Source organism: Streptomyces sp. Je 1-332 (assembly GCF_040730185.1).
Taxonomy (GTDB): Bacteria; Actinomycetota; Actinomycetes; order Streptomycetales; family Streptomycetaceae; genus Streptomyces.
In genome coordinates this window covers 6,194,784-6,216,094 of sequence record NZ_CP160402.1, presented here as the reverse complement: position 1 = coordinate 6,216,094, position 21,311 = coordinate 6,194,784, and the positions used below count along the sequence as shown (strand labels likewise).

Below are 21,311 nucleotides of genomic sequence, written 5' to 3'. Positions count from 1 at the left end.
CGCGGTCCGGGAGGTACGGGTCAGGTGCGGGTCGGCGGTGTGTTCAGGAGCGTACTTCGAGGAGCGGTACGAGCTGCTCGACGGCGGTCATCGAGCCGTGCATGCCGACGAGGGCCGACTCCTTCGGCTCCTTCTCGGAGGCGATGATCGCCACGTCGTCGTGGGCCGCCGCGATCACGTCGCCGATGCGTCCGTACACGCGCTCGTCGACGGCGCCGGGCGGGCCGAACCAGCCCGCCGCGATCGCCTCGTCCCGGCTCGCGATCCAGAACTGCTCGCCGAGCACCTCGCGCCAGACGGTCAGGACGTCGCTCTCGGCGCCCGGAACCGCGTACACATGGCGCGCGCGGCCCTCGCCACCGAGGAGCGCGACGCCCGCGCGCAGCTCCCAGTCCTCGTCGAAGTCGATGCGGGACTGCTCGTCGAAGGGGATGTCGAGCATGCCGTGGTCGGCGGTCACGTACAGGGCGCTGCGCGGCGGGAGTTGCTCGGCCAGCCGCTGGACCAGGCGGTCGACGTACATGAGCTGGCCGCGCCAGGCGTCGGAGTCGACGCCGAAGCGGTGACCCTTGCCGTCCACCTCCGCGTAGTACGTGTAGACCAACGAACGGTCGCCCGCGCCCAGTTGCTCAGCCGCGAGGTCCATGCGGTCCTCGCCGGAGAGCCGGCCGCGGAAGCTGCCGCCGCTCAGCGCGATCTTCGTGAGCGGGGTGCGCTCGAACGTCGGGGACGACACCTGCGCGGTGTGCACACCGGCCGCGTGGGCCTGCTGGAAGACGGTGGGGTACGGCTGCCACTTGCGCGGGTCCGTCCACGGGTTCCAGCGGAGCTGGTTCATCAGCTCGCCGGTGGCGGGGTTGCGCACGGTGTACCCCGGAAGGCCGTGCGAGGCGGGCGGCAGGCCCGTGCCGACCGAGGCCAGGGAGGTCGCGGTGGTGGCGGGGAAGCCGGCGGTGATCGGACGTGCCGTACCGCCGCGGGACGAACCGATGAGCGAGGTCAGGAAGGGCGCCTCGTCCGGGTGGGCGCGCAGCTGCTCCCAGCCGAGGCCGTCGATCAGAAACACGCAGTTACGGTCGGCCGGGGCGAGCTCCGGGATCACCGGCGCGAAGCCTTCGACCCCCTGGTGGGACACGAGCGTGGGCAGCAGGTCGGCGAGCGAGCCCGCGCCGTACTCGGGCAGGGGCGCGGAGTCGAGGGCGAGCGGCTGAACGTCGTCCCAGGCGGACAGGGACATCAGCGGGCGGTGTCCGCGGTCGCCTCGGAAAGGGCCTGGGCGAAGGCCAGGGTCTGGCGCACGGTGTCCGGTCCGTCGCCCGCCTCGCTGACGCGCAGGCTGAGGTCGTCGGCGGTGGAGCTGCCGGTGTACCCGTGGTCGGCCTCGCAGTTGGGGTCGCCGCAGGCGGCGGGCTCCAGGTCGATGCGCGACACAGCGCCCCAGCCGATGGTCAGGACGACCTCGCGGGGCAGCGATCCCGGCACGTACTTCTCGGGGTTGGCGACCACGCGGCTGACGACGACCGACGAGATCCGGCCGATTTTCACCGACTCTGTGGAGGTCGTCGCGTACGGCGTCGGGGAGGTGCTGTCGGCCGCCTGCTCGTCGGTGTGGCTGACGATGAAGCGGGTTCCCGTCAGGACGAGGACCGTCACATGCCGGCGTACTTCGTTCGCGTCGAACGTGGTCTCCTGGTGGACCAGGTACGAACCGATGGGCTCGCCGCCGATCGCGGCCTCCACCGCCTCGGCCACGAGTGCCGGGTAGTAGCCACTGCGCTCGATCGCCGCGCGCAGCCCCTGGGTCGTCGTACCGGTCTTTGCCATGCCGTCCATCCTACGACCCGGCGGAGGGCGCACGGTGCCCCACTGGCCGCGTCAGTACCCGGGCAGGGCCCGCGGGCCGAGGTCGTTGCGGGCCGGCGGGGGCGCGAGCCGCACGGAGGCGCCGAGTACGGAGAGGCCCCGCTGGGCGACGACCACGGGCTCCAGGGACACGGCGACCACCTCGGGATGGTCGTCCACGAGACGCGAGACCCGCTGGAGCAGTTCCTCCAGGGCCGGGGTGTCGACCGGCGCGGAACCGCGCCAGCCGAAGAGGAGCGGCGCGGTCCGGATGGACCTGACCAGGGAACCCGCGTCGCGCTCGGTGACCGGGACCAGGCGGTGCCCGGTGTCGCCGAGCAGCTCGGACGCTGCGCCGGCGAGCCCGAACGAGAGCACCGCTCCGGCCGCCGGGTCGATGACCGCGCGGACGACGGTGTCGACGCCGCGGGGCGCCATCGCCTGCACGACGGGCCGCAGCTCGGCGGGTTTGCCGAAGGCCTCGGTCAATTCGACGTAGGCCCTGCGCAGTTGTTCCTCGTCCGCCAGGTCGAGCCGCACGCCTCCGAGGTCGGCGCGGTGGCGCAGGTGCGGGGCCGTGGTCTTGAGGGCCACGGGGTAACCGAGGGTGCGGGCCGCCGCCACGGCCGCGCCCGGGTCGGGCGCGGGCAGGGCGTCCCGTACGTCGATGCCGTACCGCCCGAGGAGTTCGCGGGCGTCGTCCTGGGCGAGGGTGGCACCGCGGGGATCGTCCTGCGCGGCGAGCAGCTCGTCGATCCGCCGGGCGGCCCCGCTCTCGTCGATGTCCTCGTACTCGTGCACCTTCCCGGGCTCCTTGGCCTCACGCCGCCACTGGGCGTACTTCACGGCTTCGGCGAGGGCTCGGACGGCGCGTTCGGCGGCGGGGTAGGCGGGGATGCGGTACGGCTGCGCCGGGCTGGGAACGGCTTCGGAGGCAGCCGGAAGCGCGCCCCCTGTGTCCGGCGCCGCTGCGTGCGCCTCCGCGGCGGGCGCGCTATCGCCAGCCGCCGTTGCTGTGGGCAGGCGTTCCGCAGGGCGGGACGGGTGGGCACAGCGCTCACTGCCGGGTGCGGAGGGAATCGAGGCTGGGGCGTCAGGGCGGGTCCTGCTGGCGGCAGCCAACGCTTCGGCGAGGCCGCCGAGTTCCACGTGCACCACGGCTACCGGCTTCGCGGGGCACCCGGCGGCAGCCGCCCGCAGCGCGGCGGCAAGCTCCTCCCCCTCGGGGGACCCCGTGGCCCCGTCCTCCCCCACCCAGGGGATGGCGGTGACGATCACCGCGTCGCAGGCCTCGTCCGAGAGAGCCTCGGAAAGCGCCGCCCGGAAGTCGTCCGGGGTGGCCCCGGTGGTCAGATCCACCGGCGGCAACGGCCGAAGCCCATCGGCGACACACGCGTCGTACGTAAGAAGCCCGAGCGACTCGGAGTTGCCGAGGATGGCCACCCGGGGCCCGGACGGCAACGGCTGTCCCGCGAGCAGCAGCCCCGCATCCACCATCTCGGTGACGGTCTCGACCCGGATGACCCCCGCCTGGCGCAGCAGCGCCGACACCGTGGCGTGCGGAAGCCGCGTGGCCTGCACCGCGTGCCCCGTGGGCGCGATCCCGCTGTGCCGCGCCCCCTGCACCACCACCAGCGGCTTCGCGGTCGCCGCACGCCGGGCGAGCCGGGTGAACTTACGCGGGTTGCCGATGGATTCGAGGTACATGAGGGCGACATCGGTGTCCGGGTCCTCGTACCAGTACTGGAGGACGTCGTTGCCGGACACATCCGCGCGGTTGCCCGCGCTCACGAAGGTCGAAAGGCCCGCACCACGCCGGTGGAGCCCGGAGAGGAGTGCGATGCCGATCGCGCCGGACTGGGTGAAGAGACCGATCCGGCCGCGCTCGGGAGGATGCGGGGCGAGCGACGCGTTGAGCCGCACGTCCGGCGACGTGTTGATGACCCCGAAGGCGTTCGGGCCGAGGATGCGCGTGCCGTACGACCGCGCCTGGCGCACCAGTTCGCGCTGCCGCTCCCGCCCTTCCGGACCGCTCTCCGCGTACCCGGCGGAGATCACGACGAGCCCGAGCACCCCGCGCTCACCGCACTCGGCGACGGCCTGCGGCACCCGCTCGGCGGGCACGGTGACGACGGCGAGCTCGACGGTCTCCTCGATGTCCCGCACGGAGCGGTACGCGGGCACTCCGTCGACCTCGGTGCCCTCCCCCTCCTCGAAGTCGAACGCGCTGTTCACCGCGTACAGCCGCCCCGTGAAGCCCGCCTCGCGCAGGTTCCGGAGCACGCTGCGCCCCACGCCGCCCTGCGTGCGCCCGACGCCGATCACGGCGACCGACTTCGGCGTGAGCAGCCGCTGCACCGACCGCGCCTCGGCCCGCTGCTCACGAGCGCGCTGCACGGCGAGCGAGCGGTCGGTCGGCTCCAGATCGAATTCGAGTCGTACGACGCCGTCCTCGAAGCTGCGCTTCTGTTGATACCCCGCGTCAGTGAACACCTTGATCATCTTGGTGTTGGCGGGCAGCACCTCGGCCGCGAAGCGGCGGATGCCGCGCTCCCTGGCGACGGCGGCGATGTGTTCGAGGAGGGTGGAGGCCACCCCCCTGCCCTGGTGGGCGTCCTGCACGAGGAAGGCGACCTCGGCCTCGTCGGCGGGCGCGCTGGCGGACATGCCGCGCTCGTCGATGCGGTCGAAGCGCACGGTGGCGATGAACTCGCCGCCCACGGTGGCCGCGAGACCCACCCGGTCCACCTGGTCGTGATGGGTGAAGCGGTGCACGTCCTTGGCGGACAGCCGGGGGTAGGGCGCGAAGAAGCGGTAGTACTTCGACTCGTCCGAGACCTGCTCGTAGAAGCTGACCAGGCGGTCCGCGTCCTCGGCCGTGATCGGCCTGATCCGGGCGGTGCCTCCGTCACGCAGGACGACGTCGGCTTCCCAGTGGGAGGGGTATGCGTGCCGGTCCGACGGGGTCTGCATGGGCCCAGAGTACGGGTCGCGGCGGCGCCGCGACCGGGGCAGGCTAGGAGACGTCGAACGGCCGGCGGAGCACTCGTGACGGCATGAGACACTGGTCTAGACAACTGTGAGTCATCTGGAAGGGCAGCAACACATGGCTGAGCGCCGCGTCAACGTCGGCTGGGCCGAGGGCCTCCACGCCCGACCCGCCTCCATCTTCGTCCGCGCGGCCACCGCCGCCGGCGTCCCCGTGACGATCGCCAAGGCTGACGGCAACCCCGTGAACGCCGCCTCCATGCTCGCGGTGCTCGGTCTGGGCGCGCAGGGCGGCGAGGAGATCACCCTCGCCTCCGACGCCGAGGGCGCGGACGCCGCTCTCGACCGTCTGGCGAAGCTGGTCGCGGACGGCCTTGAGGAGCTTCCCGAGACCGTCTGATAAAGACTGGAACTCATACGCTGAAGGGCCTGCCCCGAAATAGGGGTTGGCCCTTCAGTGTTTTCTTGCCGCTATTCGGGCAGCAGAAATAATGCCCCGCCCAATAGCGCTTCTATGCACTTCTTTGTATACGGCGCCTCTGTTAAAGCCGAAGACCCGCTGTGTTTACGGAAGGTTGCGAACCCCTCACACCGGAAAGCTGGCGCACGAAGCGCGGCCGGTGCGCGGAGGCCGTCCGCTCCACGTGCTGAGCGGTGAGCGCACGGGCCCGCTCCGCGTCCCCGCGGGCGACCGCGTCGACGATCGCGGCGTGCTCCGCCCAGGCCTCGGCGGGGGCGGCCGTCGCCTCGACCACGTACATCCACGCGATCTTGTGCCGGAGCTGGGTGAGCAGTGCCGTGAGGCCGGGGCTGCCGGACGCCTGGGCGAGCGTCTCGTGGAACCAGCCGTCCAGGGAGCGCAGATCCTCGCTCCGACCGTGCCTCGATCGCTCCTGGCCGAGCCTGACGAGGCCGCGCAGGACCTTCAGGTGCGCCTCCGTGCGGCGCTGTGCGGCGCGGGCCGCGCCCAGCGGCTCCAGGAGCGCGCGGACCTCCAGGAGGTCGGCAGCGTCCCGCTCGGTGGGCTCGGCGACGCACGCGCCCGCGTGCCGGCGCGTGACGACGAAGCCCTCGGCCTCCAGGGTGCGCAGGGCCTCGCGGACAGGGACGCGGGAGACTCCGTAGCGGCGCGCGAGCAGTTCCTCGGTGAGCCGGCCGCCCCGTTCGTAGACACCGGAGACGATGTCGTCCCGGATGGCCGTGCATACCGAGTGCGCGGGAATGTGCATGACTGACCTCCGCCTTAATCCCCGCGAAACGCGGTCGATCGACGCCTGCTCGGCGACTCTATTGCAGAGCGGCCGAATTTCCGACGGTCGGCCGAAATCCGGGGATACTTTTGGCCAACGGAGATACGGGAACGGCGAAAGCCCCGGCTCTCGACGAACCGGGGCTTTCGGTGAATCAGGTGCGCTTCGTGCGACCGCCTTGGATCTCCGGGATCAGACGTTGACGCCGTGCGAGCGGAGGTAGGAGACCGGGTCGATGTCCGTGCCGTAGTCCGCGCCGGTGCGGGCCTCGAAGTGCAGGTGCGGGCCGCTGGAGTTGCCGGTGGAGCCGGAGAGGCCGATCTGCTGGCCCGGAGTGACCGCCTGGCCGACCGTGACACCGAGGGACGACATGTGGCCGTACTGGGTGTACGTGCCGTCGTTCATCTTGATGACCACGTTGTTGCCGTAGGCGCCGCCCCAGCCGGCCTCCACGACGGTGCCGGAGCCGACCGCGTGGACCGAGGTGCCGGACGCGGCGTGGAAGTCGACGCCGGTGTGGCTGCCGGAGGACCACATGGCGCCACCGGTCTGGTAGCCCGTGGAGATGGTCGAGCCGGTGATCGGCGACACGTAGCTGTTGAGGCGCTTGCGCTCGGCCTCGCGCGCGGCACGCTCCTTGGCCTCGCGCTCCTTCTTGGCCTTGGCCTTCGCCGCGGCCTCGGCCTTGCGCTTGGCCTCCTCGGCCTTCTTCTTGGCGGCCTCTTCGGCCTTCTTGGCCGCTGCGGCGTCGTCGGCGGCCTGCTGCTGGGCAGCGGCCTGCGCGTCGACGCTCTGGGCGAGCGAGTCGCCCACGGAGATCGCCTGGGTGAGGCCGGTGTGCTGGGGAGTCACCGCGTCGTCGGCGGCGAGCGCCGGAGCGGCCAGGCCTCCGATGACACCGGTGGTGGTGAGGGCGGCGACGCCCGCCACGTTCGCGGTCGTACGCGTGAGGCGGCTCGGGCGACGGTGCTTCCCGGTGGCACGGGTGAACGCCATGAAGCGGCTGATCCTTTCCTTCCTTCTCGCCTACCGGGTTAGCTGACGGGTTCGGAGCAGGAAGGTCTCCTACGGGTCCCTCACCTCACGGCGAGGTTCCCGATTCACCCCAAGGGACATGTGGGTCCCCGGCTCCCCTGGCTCGCGCCGTACGGGGACTCGGCGATGACTGTCCGGTGCCGCGGGCGCGGCGTACTGCATGACGAACAGCCGGACCAGACGCTAAGCGGGTCATCTTTCAAACGACAAACGGATCAGAGCTTTTGTAGCGCACGCCACAGGTCAGACACGTAACCTCCATACCAATTCGGACATATGAGGACCCCAGTAGCGTTTTCTCGCCACCGGGGCCCCGATATGTCCTGACTGTCACTCAGTCCGCGCGCACCCCGCGCTCACCCCGTGACCACACTCACTTCACCGATACCGAGCGCCCTGACGGGCTCCTCGATCTGCGAAGCGTCTCCGACGAGCACCGTCACCAGACGGTCCACGGGGAAGGCGCTCACCACGGCGGCGGTGGCCTCCACGGTGCCGGTCTCGGCCAACTGGCGGTACAGCTGGGCCTGGAAGTCGTCCGGCAGGTGCTGCTCGACCTGGTCGGCGAGGGTGGCCGCGACGGACGCCGCCATCTCGTACTTGAGCGGGGCCACGCCCACCAGATTTTGCACGGCGACGTCGCGCTCGGCGTCCGTGAGGCCGTCGGCCGCGAGGGTGCGCAGGACCTTCCACAGGTCGTCGAGGGCCGGACCGGTGGACTCGGTGTCCACGGAGCCGCTGATGGCGAGCATCGCCGCGCCGCTGCCGTCCGGAGCGGAACGCAGGACCTGGGCGAACGACCGTACGCCGTAGGTGTATCCCTTCTCCTCGCGCAGGACGCGGTCCAGGCGTGAGGTGAGGGTGCCGCCCAGGCAGTACGTGCCGAGCACCTGGGCGGGCCAGACGCGGTCGTGCCGGTCCGGGCCCACGCGGCCGATGAGCAACTGCGTCTGGACGGCTCCCGGGCGGTCCACGATGACGACACGTCCGGTGTCGTCCGCGGTCACCGGGGGCACCGGACGCGGCTCGGCGGTGCCACCCGTCCAGGCGCCGATGGTGTCGGCGAGAACGGCGTCCAGGTCGACGCCGGTCAGGTCGCCCACGATCACGGCGGTCGCCGTCGCGGGACGCACGTGCTTCTCGTAGAAGGTGCGCACGGCGGCCGAGTCGATGGCCGTGACCGTCTCCTCGGTGCCCTGGCGGGGGCGCGACATGCGGGAGGTCGCCGGGAAGAGCTGCCGGGACAGCTCCTTTGCGGCGCGGCGCCCCGGGTTCGCTGCCTCGTGCGGGATCTCGTCCAGGCGGTTGCGTACGAGGCGTTCGATCTCGCTGTCCGCGAAGGCGGGGGCCCGCAGGGCGTCGGAGAGCAGGCCGAGCGCCTTCGGGAGGCGCGAGAGCGGGACTTCGAGGGAGACCCGGACGCCGGGGTGGTCGGCGTGCGCGTCCATGGTGGCGCCGCAGCGGTCGAGTTCGGCGGCGAAGTCCTCGGCGGAGTGCTTGTCGGTGCCTTCGTTGAAGGCCCTCGCCATGATCGTGGCGACGCCGTCCAGGCCCGCGGGCTCGGCTTCGAGCGGCGCCTCGAGGTGGACCTCCACGGCGACGACCTGCTGGCCGGGGCGGTGGCAACGCAGCACGGTGAGGCCGTTGTCCAGGGTGGCGCGCTCGGGCGCGGGGAAGGCCCACGGCCGTGCGGTGCCCGCCTGGGGCTGCGGGTGGAACTGCATCGTTGCGGCCTCGCTCACTTCGCCGCCTCCTCTTCGTCCTCGTCGGTGGCTTCGTCGGCCTCGGGGGCGATGGGTTCGTACACGAGCACCGCGCGGTTGTCGGGCCGCAGGCGGGCCGCCGCGGCCGCCTTGACCTCTTCGGCGGTGACCTCCAGGACGCGCTTGACGGCGGTGAGGGCGAGCTGCGGGTCACCGAACAGGACGGCGTACCGGCAGAGTTCGTCCGCGCGGCCGGAGACCGTGGAGAGGCGGTCGAGCCACTCGCGCTCCAGCTGTGCCTGGGCGCGCTCCATCTCCTCGTCGGTGGGGCCCTCTTCCGCGAAGCGGGCGAGCTCCTCGTCGACGGCGGCCTCGATGACCGGGACCTCCACGTCGCCCGACGTCTTCACGTCCAGCCAGCCGAGCGAGGGGGCTCCGGCAAGCCGCAGCAGGCCGAACCCGGCCGCCACGGCGGTGCGGTCGCGGCGCACGAGGCGGTTGTAGAGGCGGGACGACTCGCCGCTGCCGAGGACCGTGAGCGCCAGGTCGGCCGCGTCGCACGCGCGCGTGCCGTCCTCCGGGAGGCGGTAGGCGGCCATCAGGGCGCGGGCCGGGACCTCTTCCTCGACGACCTCGCGCAGCTCCTTGCCGATGATGTCGGGCAGCGAGCCGTCGCGCGGCGGCTGCTTGCCGTCGTGCGAGGGGATCGACCCGAAGTACTTCTCCACCCAGGCGAGCGTCTGCTCCGGGTCGATGTCGCCGACGACCGAAAGGACCGCGTTGTTGGGCGCGTAGTACGTACGGAAGAAGTGCCGCGCGTCCTCCAGCGTCGCCGCGTCCAGGTCCGCCATGGAGCCGATCGGGGTGTGGTGGTAGGGGTGGCCCTCGGGGTACGAGAGGGCGGTCAGCTTCTCGAACGCCGTGCCGTACGGGACGTTGTCGTAGCGCTGGCGGCGCTCGTTCTTGACGACGTCCCGCTGATTCTCCATGGATTCTTCGTCGAGCGCGGAGAGCAGCGAGCCCATGCGGTCGGCTTCCAGCCACAGGGCCAGCTCGAGCTGGTGTGTGGGCATCGTCTCGAAGTAGTTGGTGCGCTCGAAGCTCGTGGTGCCGTTGAGCGAACCGCCGGCGCCCTGGACCAGCTCGAAGTGGCCGTTGCCCTGCACCTGCTTCGAGCCCTGGAACATGAGGTGCTCGAAGAGGTGCGCGAGGCCCGTACGCCCCTTGACCTCGTGGCGCGAGCCGACGTCGTACCAGAGGCAGACCGCGGCGACCGGGGTCAGGTGGTCCTCGGAGAGCACCACGCGCAGGCCGTTGGCCAGCCGGTGCTCGGTCGCTGTCAGGCCGCCGGAGCCGGCCTCGGCTGTGGCCGTGTGACCCATGGGCATGTACGTCCCTTCGATCGCGAAAAGCTGGAAATTCTGCCAGTCCTGCCACTGTATGCAAGCGTGCTGACAACCGGCGAAGTTCCCGCTCCGCGCTCGGCGTAGTCGTGGTCGAAGTCCGGGTCGTGGTCGGCGTTGTCAGTGGGACAGTCCACAATGGTCGGCGTCAGATCCCGTTGATGGTCGGCGTCAGATCTTGTTGATGCCCTGGCAGACACCGAGAAGGAGCCGCAGCAGCGATGGCCCGCCGCAGCACGAAGACCCCGCAGCCCGACGAGTCGTTCGAGGAGAAGATCCTCGACATCGACGTCGTCGACGAGATGCAGGGCTCCTTCCTCGAGTACGCGTATTCGGTCATCTACTCGCGCGCCCTGCCGGACGCCCGCGACGGCATGAAGCCGGTGCACCGCCGGATCGTCTACCAGATGAACGAGATGGGCCTGCGCCCCGACCGCGGCTATGTGAAGTGCGCCCGCGTCGTCGGCGAGGTCATGGGTAAGTTGCACCCGCACGGCGACGCCTCGATCTACGACGCCCTGGTGCGCATGGCCCAGCCCTTCTCCATGCGTCTGCCCCTGGTGGACGGCCACGGCAACTTCGGCTCGCTCGGCAACGACGACCCGCCGGCCGCCATGCGGTACACCGAGTGCAAGATGGCCGACGCGACGTCCCTGATGACGGAGTCGATCGACGAGAACACCGTCGACTTCGAGTCGAACTACGACGGCCAGGAGCAGGAGCCGGTCACCCTGCCGGCGGCCTATCCGAACCTTTTGGTCAACGGCGCTTCGGGCATCGCCGTCGGCATGGCGACGAACATGCCGCCGCACAACCTCGGCGAGGTCATCGCCGCCGCCCGCCACCTGATCAAGCACCCCGGGGCCGACCTGGAGACGCTGATGCGTTTCGTGCCGGGCCCGGACCTCCCCACGGGTGGCCGGATCGTCGGCCTGTCCGGGGTCAAGGACGCGTACGAATCAGGGCGCGGCACCTTCAAGATCCGCGCGACGGTGGCCGTGGAGAACGTGACGGCGCGCCGCAAGGGCCTGGTCGTGACCGAACTGCCCTTCTCCGTGGGCCCCGAGAAGGTCATCTCGAAGATCAAGGACCTGGTCGGCTCGAAGAAGCTGCAGGGCATCGCCGACGTCAAGGACCTCACCGACCGCTCGCACGGCCTGCGCCTGGTCATCGAGATCAAGAACGGCTTCGTCCCGGAGGCCGTCCTGGAGCAGCTGTACAAACTGACGCCGATGGAGGAGTCCTTCGGCATCAACAACGTGGCCCTGGTGGACGGTCAGCCCCTCACGCTCGGCCTCAAGGAGCTGCTCGAGGTCTATCTCGACCACCGCTTCAATGTCGTGCGCCGCCGCAGCGAGTTCCGCCGCGGCAAGAAGCAGGCCAGGCTGCACCTGGTGGAGGGGCTTCTGGTCGCTCTCCTGGACATCGACGAGGTCATCCGCCTCATCCGCTCCAGCGACAACTCCGGGCAGGCCAAGGAGCGCCTGATGGAGCGCTTCTCGCTGAGCGAGGTCCAGACGCAGTACATCCTCGACACGCCGCTGCGCCGCCTCACCAAGTTCGACCGCATCGAGCTGGAGTCCGAGCGCGACAAGCTCAACGCCGAGATCGAGGAGCTGACCCGCATCCTGGATTCGGACGCGGAGCTGCGCAAGCTGGTCTCGTCCGAACTGGCCGCCGTGGCCAAGAAGTTCGGCACGGACCGGCGCACGGTCCTCCTGGAGTCCGCGAGCACCCCGGCGCCCACGGTCTCGCTTCAGGTGGCCGACGACCCGTGCCGCGTGCTCCTCTCCTCGACGGGCCTCCTCGCCCGTACGGCCAACGGCGACCCGTTCGCCGAGAGCGACACCAAGCGCGTCAAGCACGACGTGATCGTCTCCGCCGTCCCGGCGACCGCGCGCGGCGAGGTCGGCGCGGTGACGTCCGAGGGACGGCTCTTGCGCCTCTCCGTAGTGGATCTGCCGCAGCTCCCGGAGACGCACGCGGCACCGAACCTCTCCGGAGGAGCACCTGTCTCGGAACTGCTCTCCCTGGAGGCGGACGAGAAGCTGATCTGCCTGATGACCCTGGACGAGTCCTCGCCGGGCCTCGCCCTCGGCACGGCGCAGGGCGTGGTCAAGCGCGTGGTGCCGGACTATCCGTCCAACAAGGAAGAGCTCGAGGTCATCACCCTCAGGGACGGTGACCGGATCGTCGGTGCGGCCGAGCTGCGCACGGGCGAGGAGGACCTGGTGTTCATCACGGACGACGCACAGCTCCTGCGTTACCAGGCATCGCAGGTGCGCCCGCAGGGGCGGCCCGCGGGCGGCATGACGGGCATCAAGCTCGCGGACGGCGTCAAGGTCATCTCCTTCGTGGCGGTGGATCCGGCCGTGGACGCCGTGGTCTTCACGGTGGCGGGCTCGCGCGGCACGCTCGACGACTCGGTGCAGACGACGGCCAAGGTGACGCCGTTCGACCAGTACCCCCGCAAGGGCCGCGCCACGGGTGGCGTCCGGGTCCAGCGCTTCCTCAAGGGCGAGGACTGCCTGAGCTTCGCTTGGGCGGGCCCGACGCCGCCGCTCGCGGCCCAGCGCAGCGGCCTGCCGGCGGAACTGCCGGAGATCGACCCGCGCCGCGACGGCTCGGGAGTCTCCCTGTCGAAGCCGGTGGCCGCGGTGGCGGGCCCGGCGTAGTCAGTCGCCCTCCGGCTCCTGTACGTACCTCAGTACGCCCCACATGCTGTGCTCATCGGCACTGCCCTGTGGGGCGTACTCACGTGCCGCCTCGAGCTCCTTCTCCAGAGCCGGTACGTCGATGCCGGACCCGATGAGGACGAGCTGGGTGAGCCGGGGCTCCCCCGGGGCCCACGGCTCGGGGTAGAAACGCAGGAACCGCCCCACGGCGTGCACGGCGTACTTGTTGCGCGGGTCGGCGGCGCCGAAATCGACGTACCCCTTGATGCGGTAGAGCCCTTCGGGCCGACTGTCGAGGAGGGCCATGAACGGGCGGGGGCTCATGGGCATTTCGGAGGAGAAGGAGAGGCTCTCGTAGGCGGAGTGCAGGTGGTCGTGGTGACCCTCGTCCTGCTGATGACTGTGCAGGTCGTCAAACGAAAGCTGTCCGACCCGCTCCCCCACGGGCTTGCGGTCGAGGAGCATCTCGACATCGACGCGCCCGTACGAGGCTCCGACCACGGCCGCGCGATCGGTGAACCCGCGGACGACGCCGATGACCCGTTCCCGCTCGCCCTCGGCGACGCGGTCGACTTTGTTGACGACGACAAGATCCGCGATCCCCAGATGCCGGTCGACCTCGGGATGCCGCTCCCGGGTGGAGTCGAACTCGGCGGCGTCGACGACCTCGACGAGCCCTCCGTACACGATGTGCGGATTCTCGCTGGCCAGGACCATCTTCACGAGCTCCTGCGGCTCGGCGAGCCCGCTGGCCTCGATGACGATGAGATCGATGCGGGCGGAGGGCTGAGCGAGCTTCTCCAGATAGACGTCGAGCTCACTGGCGTCCACGGCACAGCAGAGACACCCATTGCCGAGCGAGACGGTGGAGTCCCCGAGCTGCCCGGCGACGGCCATGGCATCGATCTCGATGGCCCCGAAGTCATTGACGATCGCCCCGATCCGGGTGCCGCCGCTGCGGTGGAGCAGATGATTGAGCAGGGTCGTCTTGCCGGAACCGAGGAAGCCGGTGAGGACGAGGACCGGGACCTGCCCGACGTTCCGCTGAGTCAACGTGCGACCCCTTTCACCCTGACGCGTGCACCGGCGCGAGCACCGGCTCCCGTACGACGATTGAATGCCGCCCCAGCATACGAGCGCGTAGAAACGCCGCGAAGTGAACGATTGTTAGCGGCGCAGGCGGGGCACACATCTGGCACGGCGCCGGGACACGCGACCACAGCTGCCTTCCGTGCGCCTCCTCTCCGCCTCCCAGCCGATCAGAGCCGCTCGGCATCCTGGAAGGCGGCAAGCGCGCCGCCCATCGCTCGCCGGTCCTCACCCTGTCGACCCGCATCCGACGACCGGCGGACGGTCGCCGATTCGGGGGTTGACATGGCCACACAGAAATCTGGGATACGGAGGTTGGGGTCCGTCGCGACCGCGGGCCTTGCTCTCGCTGTCGGGGCACTGACGGCCCTGACCGCTCAGCAACGCAAGCACGGGACGCTGCGGCTGCGTACCGCGTGCACCGAACAGTCCGAGCACCAGCACAACGCCACCTTGATAGCGCAGCAGCGACTGCAGTTCGACATGCTCAGCAAGGCGATGGACGACCCTGACCTGGCGGCCGTCCTGGACACCTTCGACGTGACACTCGATACCCGGACCCTCCGTCAGTACCTGTTCGCCAACGCCGTGTACACCAACGCACTGCTGTTCTGGCGCGTCGGCAACTTCACCTGGGAAGAGGTGCACGGACACCTGCGCCTGATCTGCCAGAACCCCATCTTCCGCAGTTACTGGAAGGCGACTCAGCCCCACAGGGCCAGCCTGCTGGACGCTTCCGACGAAGCCCGCCTGGGCCGAATGGTCGACAAGCTGATCCGGGATCTGGAGGAAGCGGATACAGATGAATGGTGGGTGGTCGGCGAACCCCCATGCGAATAACGGGAGTTGGTCATTCCGGTGACGCCACACGCCGTGTTGACCCAGCTTGTTTCGGGCATCACCAGTCCCTAGGGTAGGCGCGCGCGTCCTACCCCGGGACGCGCGCCCGCAAACGCTCTAGAGGACTACCCCGTTGAAGATCGTGCGCCGCATCGGTGCCTCTCCGCAGCAGCGGGGCAGCGCCTCAGGACAGTCGTGCCCGGATGTATTCGAACTCAGCGACGGAAACTTCGCTGTCATCGGCACAGAAGCAACAGCGACGCTCGAGAAGGAACTTCCGCCCGACGCCTCGCGAGCGGACTACGAACGCATTGTGATCGTGAGCCGGGAGACGCTGGTCCGCGCCAAGGAAGAAATCCCCGACGCCTAGGGCGGGTTGACGTCGGGTCAGCCTGATCGGTCTTCGGTCGGCTCTCTCGGCCTGTGCGTGGCTGACCGCTGCCCTCCCCGGCCGCAGAGGCACGCCCCTCCTCGGAAGGCACGCACCCTCTTCGGAAGCACGCTCAGCCGAGCGCCGGAACCTCCTCCGGCGCAGCCGGCCCCACGTACCGCGCCGCAGGCCGGATGATTTTCGAGTCCTCCGCCTGTTCCAGGATGTTGGCCCCCCATCCCACCACCCTCGCCGCGGCGAACGTAGGCGTGAACATCTCGCGTGGCAGGCCGCACAGTTCCATGACCACGCCCGCGTAGAACTCCACGTTGGTGTGCAGCTCGCGGCCGGGCTTGAGTTCGGCGAGGATCGTCTCGACCTGACGCTCGGTCTCGACGGCGAACTCCACCATCGGTCCGCCGAATTGTTGCGCGATGCCCCGCAGCATGCGCGAACGCGGGTCCTCCGTGCGGTACACGGGGTGGCCGAAGCCCATGATGCGGTCCCCCGCGAGCACCCGTTCGCGGATCCAGCCGTCGATGCGATCGGGGCTGCCGATGGCATCCAGAGTGTCGAGGGCGCGGCTCGGCGCCCCGCCGTGCAGCGGGCCCGAGAGGGCACCCACGGCGCCCACCAGGCAGGCCGCGACATCCGCGCCCGTCGAGGTGATCACCCTCGCCGTGAACGTCGACGCGTTGAACCCATGATCAATGGTTGAGATCAAGTACTGCTCGATTGCCCGCGCACGGTCCGCGTCCGGCTCCGAACCCGTCAGCATGTAGAGGTAGTTGGCCGCGTACGAAAGGTCGTCGCGGGGCTCCACGGGGTCGAGCCCCTGACCGAGCCGGTACAGCGCCGTGAGCAGGGTCGGCACGACAGCGGACGCGGCGAGCGCGTCAGCTCGGCGCCGGTCACCGTCGATGTCGTACACCGGGCGGAAGCCCTTGGCCGCACCGAAGAGCGACAGGGCCGTACGCAGCCCGGAGAGCGGTCCCGACAGGGCGCTGGCGCGGGCTATGGCGGGCAGCGCGGCACGCACCTCGTCGGGCAGCCGGCGCAAGGCCGCGGTCTGCGCCGCGAAGGCGGCTCGCTGCCCGGCATCCGGCAGTTCACCGTGGAACATCAGGTGCCAGACGTCCTCGAAGCCGCGGGTCTGCGCGAGTTCGACGGCCGAGTACTGGCGGTAGTGGTAGAAGCCCTCGTATCCCCTGACGTCGCCGAGCCGGGTCTCGGTCACGACGACGCCCGCCAGCCCGCGGGGAACCTCCACGGGGGCGGTGGGGTTGGTGGTGGAGCCATTGATCGGCATGTTCTTCCTCGACTTCCTCCCTGGACTTGATTCGACTGTCCATGCTTGACTCATTTTCTGTCAATATTGATTGAATCAACATCCAGCGCAATGGATACGGTGATGCCCATGACGGATCAAGAGGGCGCCCCGGCCGCCACCCCGGGAGAAGGCCGACGCCTCAGCACCCGGGAAGCCGCCGAACTGCTCGGCGTCAAGCCGGAGACCGTGTACGCCTACGTGAGCCGCGGCCAGCTCAGCAGCCGCCGCGGCCCCGGCTCCCGAGGCAGCACCTTCGACGCCAAGGAGGTCGCGTCGCTCGCCCGCAAGAACCGCCGGGAACCCGCAGCCACCTCCGCGAGCGGCGAACTCTCCGTCCGCACCCGCATCACGCTCATCGACAAGGACCGCTACTACTACCGCGGCGTGGACGCGACGGACCTGTCCCTGGCGCACTCCTACGAAGAGGTCGCCGAGTGGCTGTGGACCGGCGTCATGCGCCCCGGAATCCGCTTCACCGCCCCCGAGGAGTCCGCGGGCGCCGCACGCCGCGCCGTCAACGCGCTGCCCGACCACAGCGGCCCGACCGACCGCCTGAGGGTGGCCGCCATCTCGGCCGCGGCAGCCGACCCTCTCCGCTTCGATCTCTCCGAAGAAGCCGTCATCGGCACCGCACGCACCCTCATCCCCACCCTCGTGGCGGCGCTGCCCCCGGTCGGCCGCGCCCACCGGGACGACGGCCCCCTTGCCCATCAGCTCTGGGCACGGCTCAGCGGCCACCAGCCCCACGACGCCTCCCTGCACGCCCTGGACACCGCGCTCGCCCTGCTCGTCGACCACGACCTCGCCGCGTCGACACTCGCCGTCCGCGTCGCCGCCTCCGCCCGCGCCCACCCGTACGCGGCGGTGTCGGCAGGCCTCGGCGTCCTGGAAGGCCCCCTGCACGGCGCGGCGAGCGGCCTCGCGCACCGCATGCTCCTTGACGTACTCGACCGGGGCAGCGCCGCCCCCGTAGTGGCCGACGAACTCCGCGCGGGCCGCCGCGTCCCGGGCCTCGGCCACCGGCTCTACCCCGGCGACGACCCGCGAGCTGAGGCCCTGTTCGCCCTCCTGGAGGTGATCCCCAAGGCAGGCCCCGCTCTGGCGGCGGCCCGCGACGTGGTGGCCACCACGGCCCGTCACACGGATCTGCACGCCAACGTCGACCTGGCCCTTGCCGTCCTGACCGCCTCGTCCGGGATGCCCGCCGAGGCGGGCGAGACGATCTTCGCCGTGGCGCGCACGGCCGGCTGGATCGCGCACGCCTTGGAGGAGTACGAGGAGCGCCCGCTGCGCATGCGCCCCAGCGGGCAGTACGTCGGACTGCGTCCGCCCCAGCCGATCCCCGCGCCCGACGCCGGTTGAATCTTCCCGGACCCGACGCGGGTTAGGCTCGCCTCTGTGAGTACGTGCGCCACCGCTTCGCGGGATCTGGACGAGTCTCTCGCGGGGACCGCGGCCACCGCGAGGACCTGGCTGCTCCTTGAACAACCGGGTCCGTGGGGCGCAAAGGCGCTTACTTCGAGCCACCTTGATCCAGAGGTCGGCCGAGCCCTGGAGGCCACCGCCGAGGGAACGGGCGTACGCATCGCGCTCATCCGCCGTCCCGGCCGCCACGCCGACAGCCACCCCCCGGCACGCCGGAGGGTGTATGTGGCCCACACCGTGCCCGGCAATACCTGGCTGCGCGGCCACGTCACGGACCGGCCTCAGGAGTTGCTCGACCTCGACTTCGCGGCTCTCGGCGCGGGCGACCACGGCGGATTCGGCACCCCGCACACGGGCGCCCCGCTCGCCCTGGTCTGCACGAACGGCAAGCGGGACCGCTGCTGCGCGCTCCTGGGCAGGCCGCTCGCAGCCGAGCTCGCCACATCCGGTGAACAAGGCGCCTGGGAAGTCACTCATCTGGGTGGCCACCGCTTCTCCCCCACGCTGCTCGTCCTGCCGTACGGCTATGCGTACGGCCGCTCCGATCAGGCCGCCGTCAAGGAGATCCTCGAGGGGGTGCGGACGGGCCGCGTGGTCACGGAAGGCTGCCGGGGGAGTTCCGCGTGGGACCGCCCGGGCCAGGCCGCCGAGCTCGCGGTGCGCACTGCGGCGGGAGAGGCCGTCGCAGGCACCCTGAGCGTCGTCCAGGCGCACGAGACGGCCCCGCGCGACGACTCGGGCCCGCAGGACGGCAGGGGCCCGCAGGACGGCAGGGGCCCGCGCTGGGACGTGACGGTGGCCCACACCGACGGACGGCGCTGGCGCGTGACGGTCGCGCAGGGGGCCTCGGCCCCGCCGCGGCCCGAGAGCTGCGGCGCGGCCCTGGCGTCCCCGGCCCGCATGGATGTCGTGGCGGTGCGGCCGCTCGCGTACGGGGCCGCACAGGAGATCCCCGCCACAGTGACTTCGGAGTAGCCCCGCGCTCGCCGTACCGTTCGTACACATGAGCCCGACCTCCCCTGCCCGACGACTCCGCCTCGGCCTGCCGCGGCGCGTCTTCTCGCAGGTCCTGCTGATGCAGCTGGCGATCGCCGCCGGAGTCGCCGTGCTCGCCACGGGGCTCTTCCTCGCGCCGCTCGGCGATCAGCTGGACGACCAGGCGATGCGCCGCGCGCTCGCCATCGCGCAGACCACGGCCGCCCAGCCACAGATCGCCGACGACCTGCGTTCCTCGAAGCCGACCGTCGACGGGCCCGTGCAGACGGAAGCCGAACGGATCCGGCGCGCCAGCGGCGCCGAGTACGTCGTGATCATGAACAAGGACGGCGTGCGCTGGTCCCACACCGACCGCGACGCGATCGGCCAGGTCGTCTCGACCGACCCCAGCGAGGCACTCGCCGGGGACGAGGTCATGGAGATCGACGACGGCACCCTGGGCCGCTCGGCCCGCGGCAAGGTGCCGCTGCGGGACCTCGACGGGGATCTCGTGGGCGCCGTCTCCGTGGGCATCGAGTACGACAGTGTCCGCGCCCGGCTGATCCACGCCATCCCCGGTCTCTTCGCCTACGCCGGCGGAGCCCTCGCGGTGGGCGCCCTCGCCGCCTATCTGATCTCACGCAGGGTGCAACGGCAGACCCGTGACCTGGCCTTCTCCGATATCTCGGCGCTTCTTGCGGAGCGCGAGGCCATGCTGCACAGCATCCGCGAAGGCGTGGTGGCCCTGGACCGTGCCGGGCGTGTCCGCCTCCTCAACGACGAGGCCCAGCGCCTCCTCGGCCTCGGAGCGGAGGCCATCGGGCAACCGCTCGACACCGCGCTCGGCCCGGGACGTACGACCGACGTGCTCGCCGGACGGGTCACCGGCACCGACCTCCTGACGGTTCGCGGGCAGCGCGTCCTGGTCGCCAACCGCATGCCCACGGACGACGGGGGCGCCGTCGCCACCCTGCGTGACCGCACCGAACTGGAGCAACTGGGCCGCGAGCTGGACTCCACCCGCGGCCTGATAGACGCCCTGCGCGCCCAGGACCACGAACACGCCAACCGCATGCACACACTGCTCGGCCTCCTGGAACTCGAGATGTACGAGGAGGCGGCGGAGTTCGTCGGCGAGGTGGCGGGTGCACACCGCGTGACCGCCGAGCAGATCACGGAGAAGATCGGCGATCCACTGCTTGCCGCGCTCCTGGTGGGCAAGGCCACGGTCGCCGCGGAGCGCGGGGTCGTCCTCGCCGTTCCGCACGACACCGCGCTGCCCGACCGGCTGATCGATCCGGGCGGCCTGGTCACCATCCTCGGCAATCTGGTCGACAACGCGCTCGACGCCGCGGCGGGCACTCTCCACGCGCGCGTGGAGGTCGATGTGCGCACCGAGGGACGCGCCGTCGTCCTGCGGGTGAGCGACACGGGCCCTGGCGTACCGCCCGAGCAACGCGAGACGATCTTCACCGAGGGATGGTCCACCAAGGAACCGCCGGCGCACGGCAAGCGTGGCATCGGGCTCGCCCTGGTCCGCAGGCTCGCCGAGCGGCAGGGAGGCAGCGTCCGGGCCGACGCCTCCCCCGAAGGGGGCGCCGAGTTCACGGTCGTCCTGCCCGAAGCACTCACTCAGCCCGAGCTGGCTCCCACGGATGAACTGGCCACCACGCCCACGGAGGAGACACGATGATCGAGGTGCTCGTCGTGGACGACGACGTCCGGGTCGCGGACGTCAACGCCGCCTACGTGGCGAAGGTCCCCGGCTTCCGGGTGGCCGCGAAGGCCCACAGCGCCGCGGAGGCGCTGCGGTTCGTCGAGGAGCTCCCCGTCGACCTGGTGCTTCTCGACCACTATCTGCCGGACGAGACGGGTCTCGCCGTGGTCCGTACGTTGCGTGAGCGGGGCCACCAGACGGACGTGATCATGGTGACCGCCGCGCGTGACGTCGCAACCGTCCAGGCCGCGATGCGCCACGGGGCCCTGCAGTACCTGGTCAAGCCGTTCTCCTACGCGGGACTGCGCGCCAAGCTCGACGCGTACGCCACCTTGCGCCGCACGCTGGACGGCGGGGGCGAGGCTGAGCAGGCCGAGGTCGACCGCATCTTCGGCGCCCTTTCGGCAACTCCCGCGCCCGAGCTGCCCAAAGGGCACTCCCCCACCACGGCCGAGCTGGTCCGCCGGGCCTTGATGGGCGCGGAAGGGCCGCTGTCCGCCCAGGAGTTGGCCGACCGCACCCGGCTGAGCCGCCAGACGGCCCAGCGCTATCTGAAGCTCCTGGAGCGCTCGGGCCGGGTCCGGCTCAGCCTCAAGTACGGCGACACGGGCCGCCCGGAGCACCGTTACGAGTGGGCGTCGAGCGCGTCCTAGCCGTGGCCGTGGGCCT

At 70.8% G+C, this 21,311-nt stretch carries 17 protein-coding genes and 1 riboswitch; of the genes, 8 read left to right on the top strand and 9 right to left on the bottom strand.

What is annotated here, in order from left to right:
• Positions 1 to 43: 43 nt before the first annotated feature.
• The 3 genes from ABXJ52_RS28130 to ABXJ52_RS28120 are packed head-to-tail and all read right to left on the bottom strand — an operon-like array spanning position 44 to position 4,815.
• A complete protein-coding gene (locus ABXJ52_RS28130; RefSeq protein WP_367045530.1) occupies positions 44 to 1,237 on the bottom strand; it encodes a nucleotide pyrophosphatase/phosphodiesterase family protein in 1,194 nt (397 codons plus the stop codon).
• Positions 1,237 to 1,833 carry a DUF5998 family protein gene (locus ABXJ52_RS28125; protein ID WP_361842999.1) on the bottom strand — a complete coding sequence of 199 codons (597 nt, stop codon included), beginning with the start codon at positions 1,831 to 1,833 and terminating at the stop codon, positions 1,237 to 1,239. Before ABXJ52_RS28125 ends, ABXJ52_RS28130 begins: the two co-directional genes overlap by 1 nt.
• Positions 1,834 to 1,875: 42 nt before the next feature.
• Positions 1,876 to 4,815: a GNAT family N-acetyltransferase gene (locus tag ABXJ52_RS28120; RefSeq protein ID WP_367045528.1), complete on the bottom strand. Its 2,940-nt coding sequence runs from the start codon at positions 4,813 to 4,815 to the stop codon at positions 1,876 to 1,878.
• Positions 4,816 to 4,948: 133 nt separating this feature from the next.
• Here ABXJ52_RS28120 and ABXJ52_RS28115 point away from each other — a divergent pair, with 133 nt between their 5' ends.
• Positions 4,949 to 5,230, top strand: a complete 282-nt coding sequence (locus tag ABXJ52_RS28115) for an HPr family phosphocarrier protein (RefSeq protein ID WP_160507645.1) — start codon at positions 4,949 to 4,951, stop codon at positions 5,228 to 5,230.
• Between the two features lie 142 nt (positions 5,231 to 5,372).
• Here the strand turns inward: ABXJ52_RS28115 and ABXJ52_RS28110 are convergent, their stop codons facing one another.
• The 4 genes from ABXJ52_RS28110 to ABXJ52_RS28095 form a co-directional block, all read right to left on the bottom strand.
• Positions 5,373 to 6,059, bottom strand: a complete 687-nt coding sequence (locus ABXJ52_RS28110) for a GntR family transcriptional regulator (protein WP_367045527.1) — start codon at positions 6,057 to 6,059, stop codon at positions 5,373 to 5,375.
• A gap of 213 nt (positions 6,060 to 6,272) precedes the next feature.
• Positions 6,273 to 7,076, bottom strand: a complete 804-nt coding sequence (locus tag ABXJ52_RS28105) for a M23 family metallopeptidase (RefSeq protein WP_367045526.1) — start codon at positions 7,074 to 7,076, stop codon at positions 6,273 to 6,275.
• A gap of 12 nt (positions 7,077 to 7,088) precedes the next feature.
• Positions 7,089 to 7,251, bottom strand: a riboswitch (cyclic di-AMP (ydaO/yuaA leader).
• Between the two features lie 220 nt (positions 7,252 to 7,471).
• Positions 7,472 to 8,857: a pitrilysin family protein gene (locus tag ABXJ52_RS28100; RefSeq protein ID WP_367045525.1), complete on the bottom strand. Its 1,386-nt coding sequence runs from the start codon at positions 8,855 to 8,857 to the stop codon at positions 7,472 to 7,474.
• Positions 8,854 to 10,200, bottom strand: a complete 1,347-nt coding sequence (locus ABXJ52_RS28095) for a pitrilysin family protein (RefSeq protein ID WP_367049326.1) — start codon at positions 10,198 to 10,200, stop codon at positions 8,854 to 8,856. Before ABXJ52_RS28095 ends, ABXJ52_RS28100 begins: the two co-directional genes overlap by 4 nt.
• Before the next feature lie 242 nt (positions 10,201 to 10,442).
• Between ABXJ52_RS28095 and ABXJ52_RS28090 the strand changes: the two genes are divergently transcribed.
• Positions 10,443 to 12,896, top strand: coding sequence for a DNA topoisomerase IV subunit A (locus ABXJ52_RS28090; protein ID WP_367045523.1), 2,454 nt, complete (start codon positions 10,443 to 10,445; stop codon positions 12,894 to 12,896).
• Here ABXJ52_RS28090 and ABXJ52_RS28085 read toward each other — a convergent pair whose 3' ends face one another.
• The gene (locus ABXJ52_RS28085; protein WP_367045521.1) at positions 12,897 to 13,949 is read right to left on the bottom strand and encodes a GTP-binding protein; all 1,053 of its coding nucleotides are present in this window, start codon (positions 13,947 to 13,949) and stop codon (positions 12,897 to 12,899) included. It lies immediately after the preceding gene.
• Between the two features lie 321 nt (positions 13,950 to 14,270).
• On the opposite strand from ABXJ52_RS28085, the gene ABXJ52_RS28080 reads away from it, so the two are divergent.
• Together ABXJ52_RS28080 and ABXJ52_RS28075 are read left to right on the top strand one after the other, a co-directional pair.
• Positions 14,271 to 14,825: a DUF6082 family protein gene (locus ABXJ52_RS28080; protein ID WP_367045519.1), complete on the top strand. Its 555-nt coding sequence runs from the start codon at positions 14,271 to 14,273 to the stop codon at positions 14,823 to 14,825.
• Between the two features lie 133 nt (positions 14,826 to 14,958).
• Complete coding sequence (locus ABXJ52_RS28075; RefSeq protein ID WP_367045518.1) at positions 14,959 to 15,195, top strand: hypothetical protein; 237 nt, start codon at positions 14,959 to 14,961, stop codon at positions 15,193 to 15,195.
• Between the two features lie 133 nt (positions 15,196 to 15,328).
• Here ABXJ52_RS28075 and ABXJ52_RS28070 read toward each other — a convergent pair whose 3' ends face one another.
• Positions 15,329 to 16,504, bottom strand: a complete 1,176-nt coding sequence (locus ABXJ52_RS28070) for a citrate synthase/methylcitrate synthase (protein WP_367045517.1) — start codon at positions 16,502 to 16,504, stop codon at positions 15,329 to 15,331.
• 108 nt (positions 16,505 to 16,612) lie between these two features.
• Between ABXJ52_RS28070 and ABXJ52_RS28065 the strand changes: the two genes are divergently transcribed.
• The 4 genes from ABXJ52_RS28065 to ABXJ52_RS28050 are packed head-to-tail and all read left to right on the top strand — an operon-like array spanning position 16,613 to position 21,295.
• Positions 16,613 to 17,887, top strand: a complete 1,275-nt coding sequence (locus ABXJ52_RS28065; protein ID WP_367045516.1) for a citrate synthase family protein — start codon at positions 16,613 to 16,615, stop codon at positions 17,885 to 17,887.
• Between the two features lie 36 nt (positions 17,888 to 17,923).
• Complete coding sequence (locus tag ABXJ52_RS28060) at positions 17,924 to 18,925, top strand: sucrase ferredoxin (protein WP_367045515.1); 1,002 nt, start codon at positions 17,924 to 17,926, stop codon at positions 18,923 to 18,925.
• A 28-nt stretch (positions 18,926 to 18,953) separates the two neighbouring features.
• Entirely contained in the window at positions 18,954 to 20,618 is a 1,665-nt protein-coding gene (locus ABXJ52_RS28055; RefSeq protein ID WP_367045514.1) for a sensor histidine kinase, read from the top strand.
• Complete coding sequence (locus tag ABXJ52_RS28050) at positions 20,615 to 21,295, top strand: response regulator (RefSeq protein WP_367045513.1); 681 nt, start codon at positions 20,615 to 20,617, stop codon at positions 21,293 to 21,295. Before ABXJ52_RS28055 ends, ABXJ52_RS28050 begins: the two co-directional genes overlap by 4 nt.
• The last annotated feature ends 16 nt before the right edge of the window (positions 21,296 to 21,311 follow it).

What these genes read in the sequence shown, in the direction of transcription:
- ABXJ52_RS28130 (WP_367045530.1), bottom strand. Translation starts at nt 1,237, where the DNA reads ATGTCCCTGTCCGCCTGGGACGACGTTCAGCCGCTCGCCCTCGACTCC.
- ABXJ52_RS28125 (WP_361842999.1), bottom strand. Translation starts at nt 1,833, where the DNA reads ATGGACGGCATGGCAAAGACCGGTACGACGACCCAGGGGCTGCGCGCG.
- ABXJ52_RS28120 (WP_367045528.1), bottom strand. Translation starts at nt 4,815, where the DNA reads ATGCAGACCCCGTCGGACCGGCACGCATACCCCTCCCACTGGGAAGCC.
- ABXJ52_RS28115 (WP_160507645.1), top strand. Translation starts at nt 4,949, where the DNA reads ATGGCTGAGCGCCGCGTCAACGTCGGCTGGGCCGAGGGCCTCCACGCC.
- ABXJ52_RS28110 (WP_367045527.1), bottom strand. Translation starts at nt 6,059, where the DNA reads ATGCACATTCCCGCGCACTCGGTATGCACGGCCATCCGGGACGACATC.
- ABXJ52_RS28105 (WP_367045526.1), bottom strand. Translation starts at nt 7,076, where the DNA reads ATGGCGTTCACCCGTGCCACCGGGAAGCACCGTCGCCCGAGCCGCCTC.
- ABXJ52_RS28095 (WP_367049326.1), bottom strand. Translation starts at nt 10,200, where the DNA reads ATGGGTCACACGGCCACAGCCGAGGCCGGCTCCGGCGGCCTGACAGCG.
- ABXJ52_RS28090 (WP_367045523.1), top strand. Translation starts at nt 10,443, where the DNA reads ATGGCCCGCCGCAGCACGAAGACCCCGCAGCCCGACGAGTCGTTCGAG.
- ABXJ52_RS28080 (WP_367045519.1), top strand. Translation starts at nt 14,271, where the DNA reads ATGGCCACACAGAAATCTGGGATACGGAGGTTGGGGTCCGTCGCGACC.
- ABXJ52_RS28070 (WP_367045517.1), bottom strand. Translation starts at nt 16,504, where the DNA reads ATGCCGATCAATGGCTCCACCACCAACCCCACCGCCCCCGTGGAGGTT.
- ABXJ52_RS28065 (WP_367045516.1), top strand. Translation starts at nt 16,613, where the DNA reads ATGACGGATCAAGAGGGCGCCCCGGCCGCCACCCCGGGAGAAGGCCGA.
- ABXJ52_RS28055 (WP_367045514.1), top strand. Translation starts at nt 18,954, where the DNA reads ATGAGCCCGACCTCCCCTGCCCGACGACTCCGCCTCGGCCTGCCGCGG.
- ABXJ52_RS28050 (WP_367045513.1), top strand. Translation starts at nt 20,615, where the DNA reads ATGATCGAGGTGCTCGTCGTGGACGACGACGTCCGGGTCGCGGACGTC.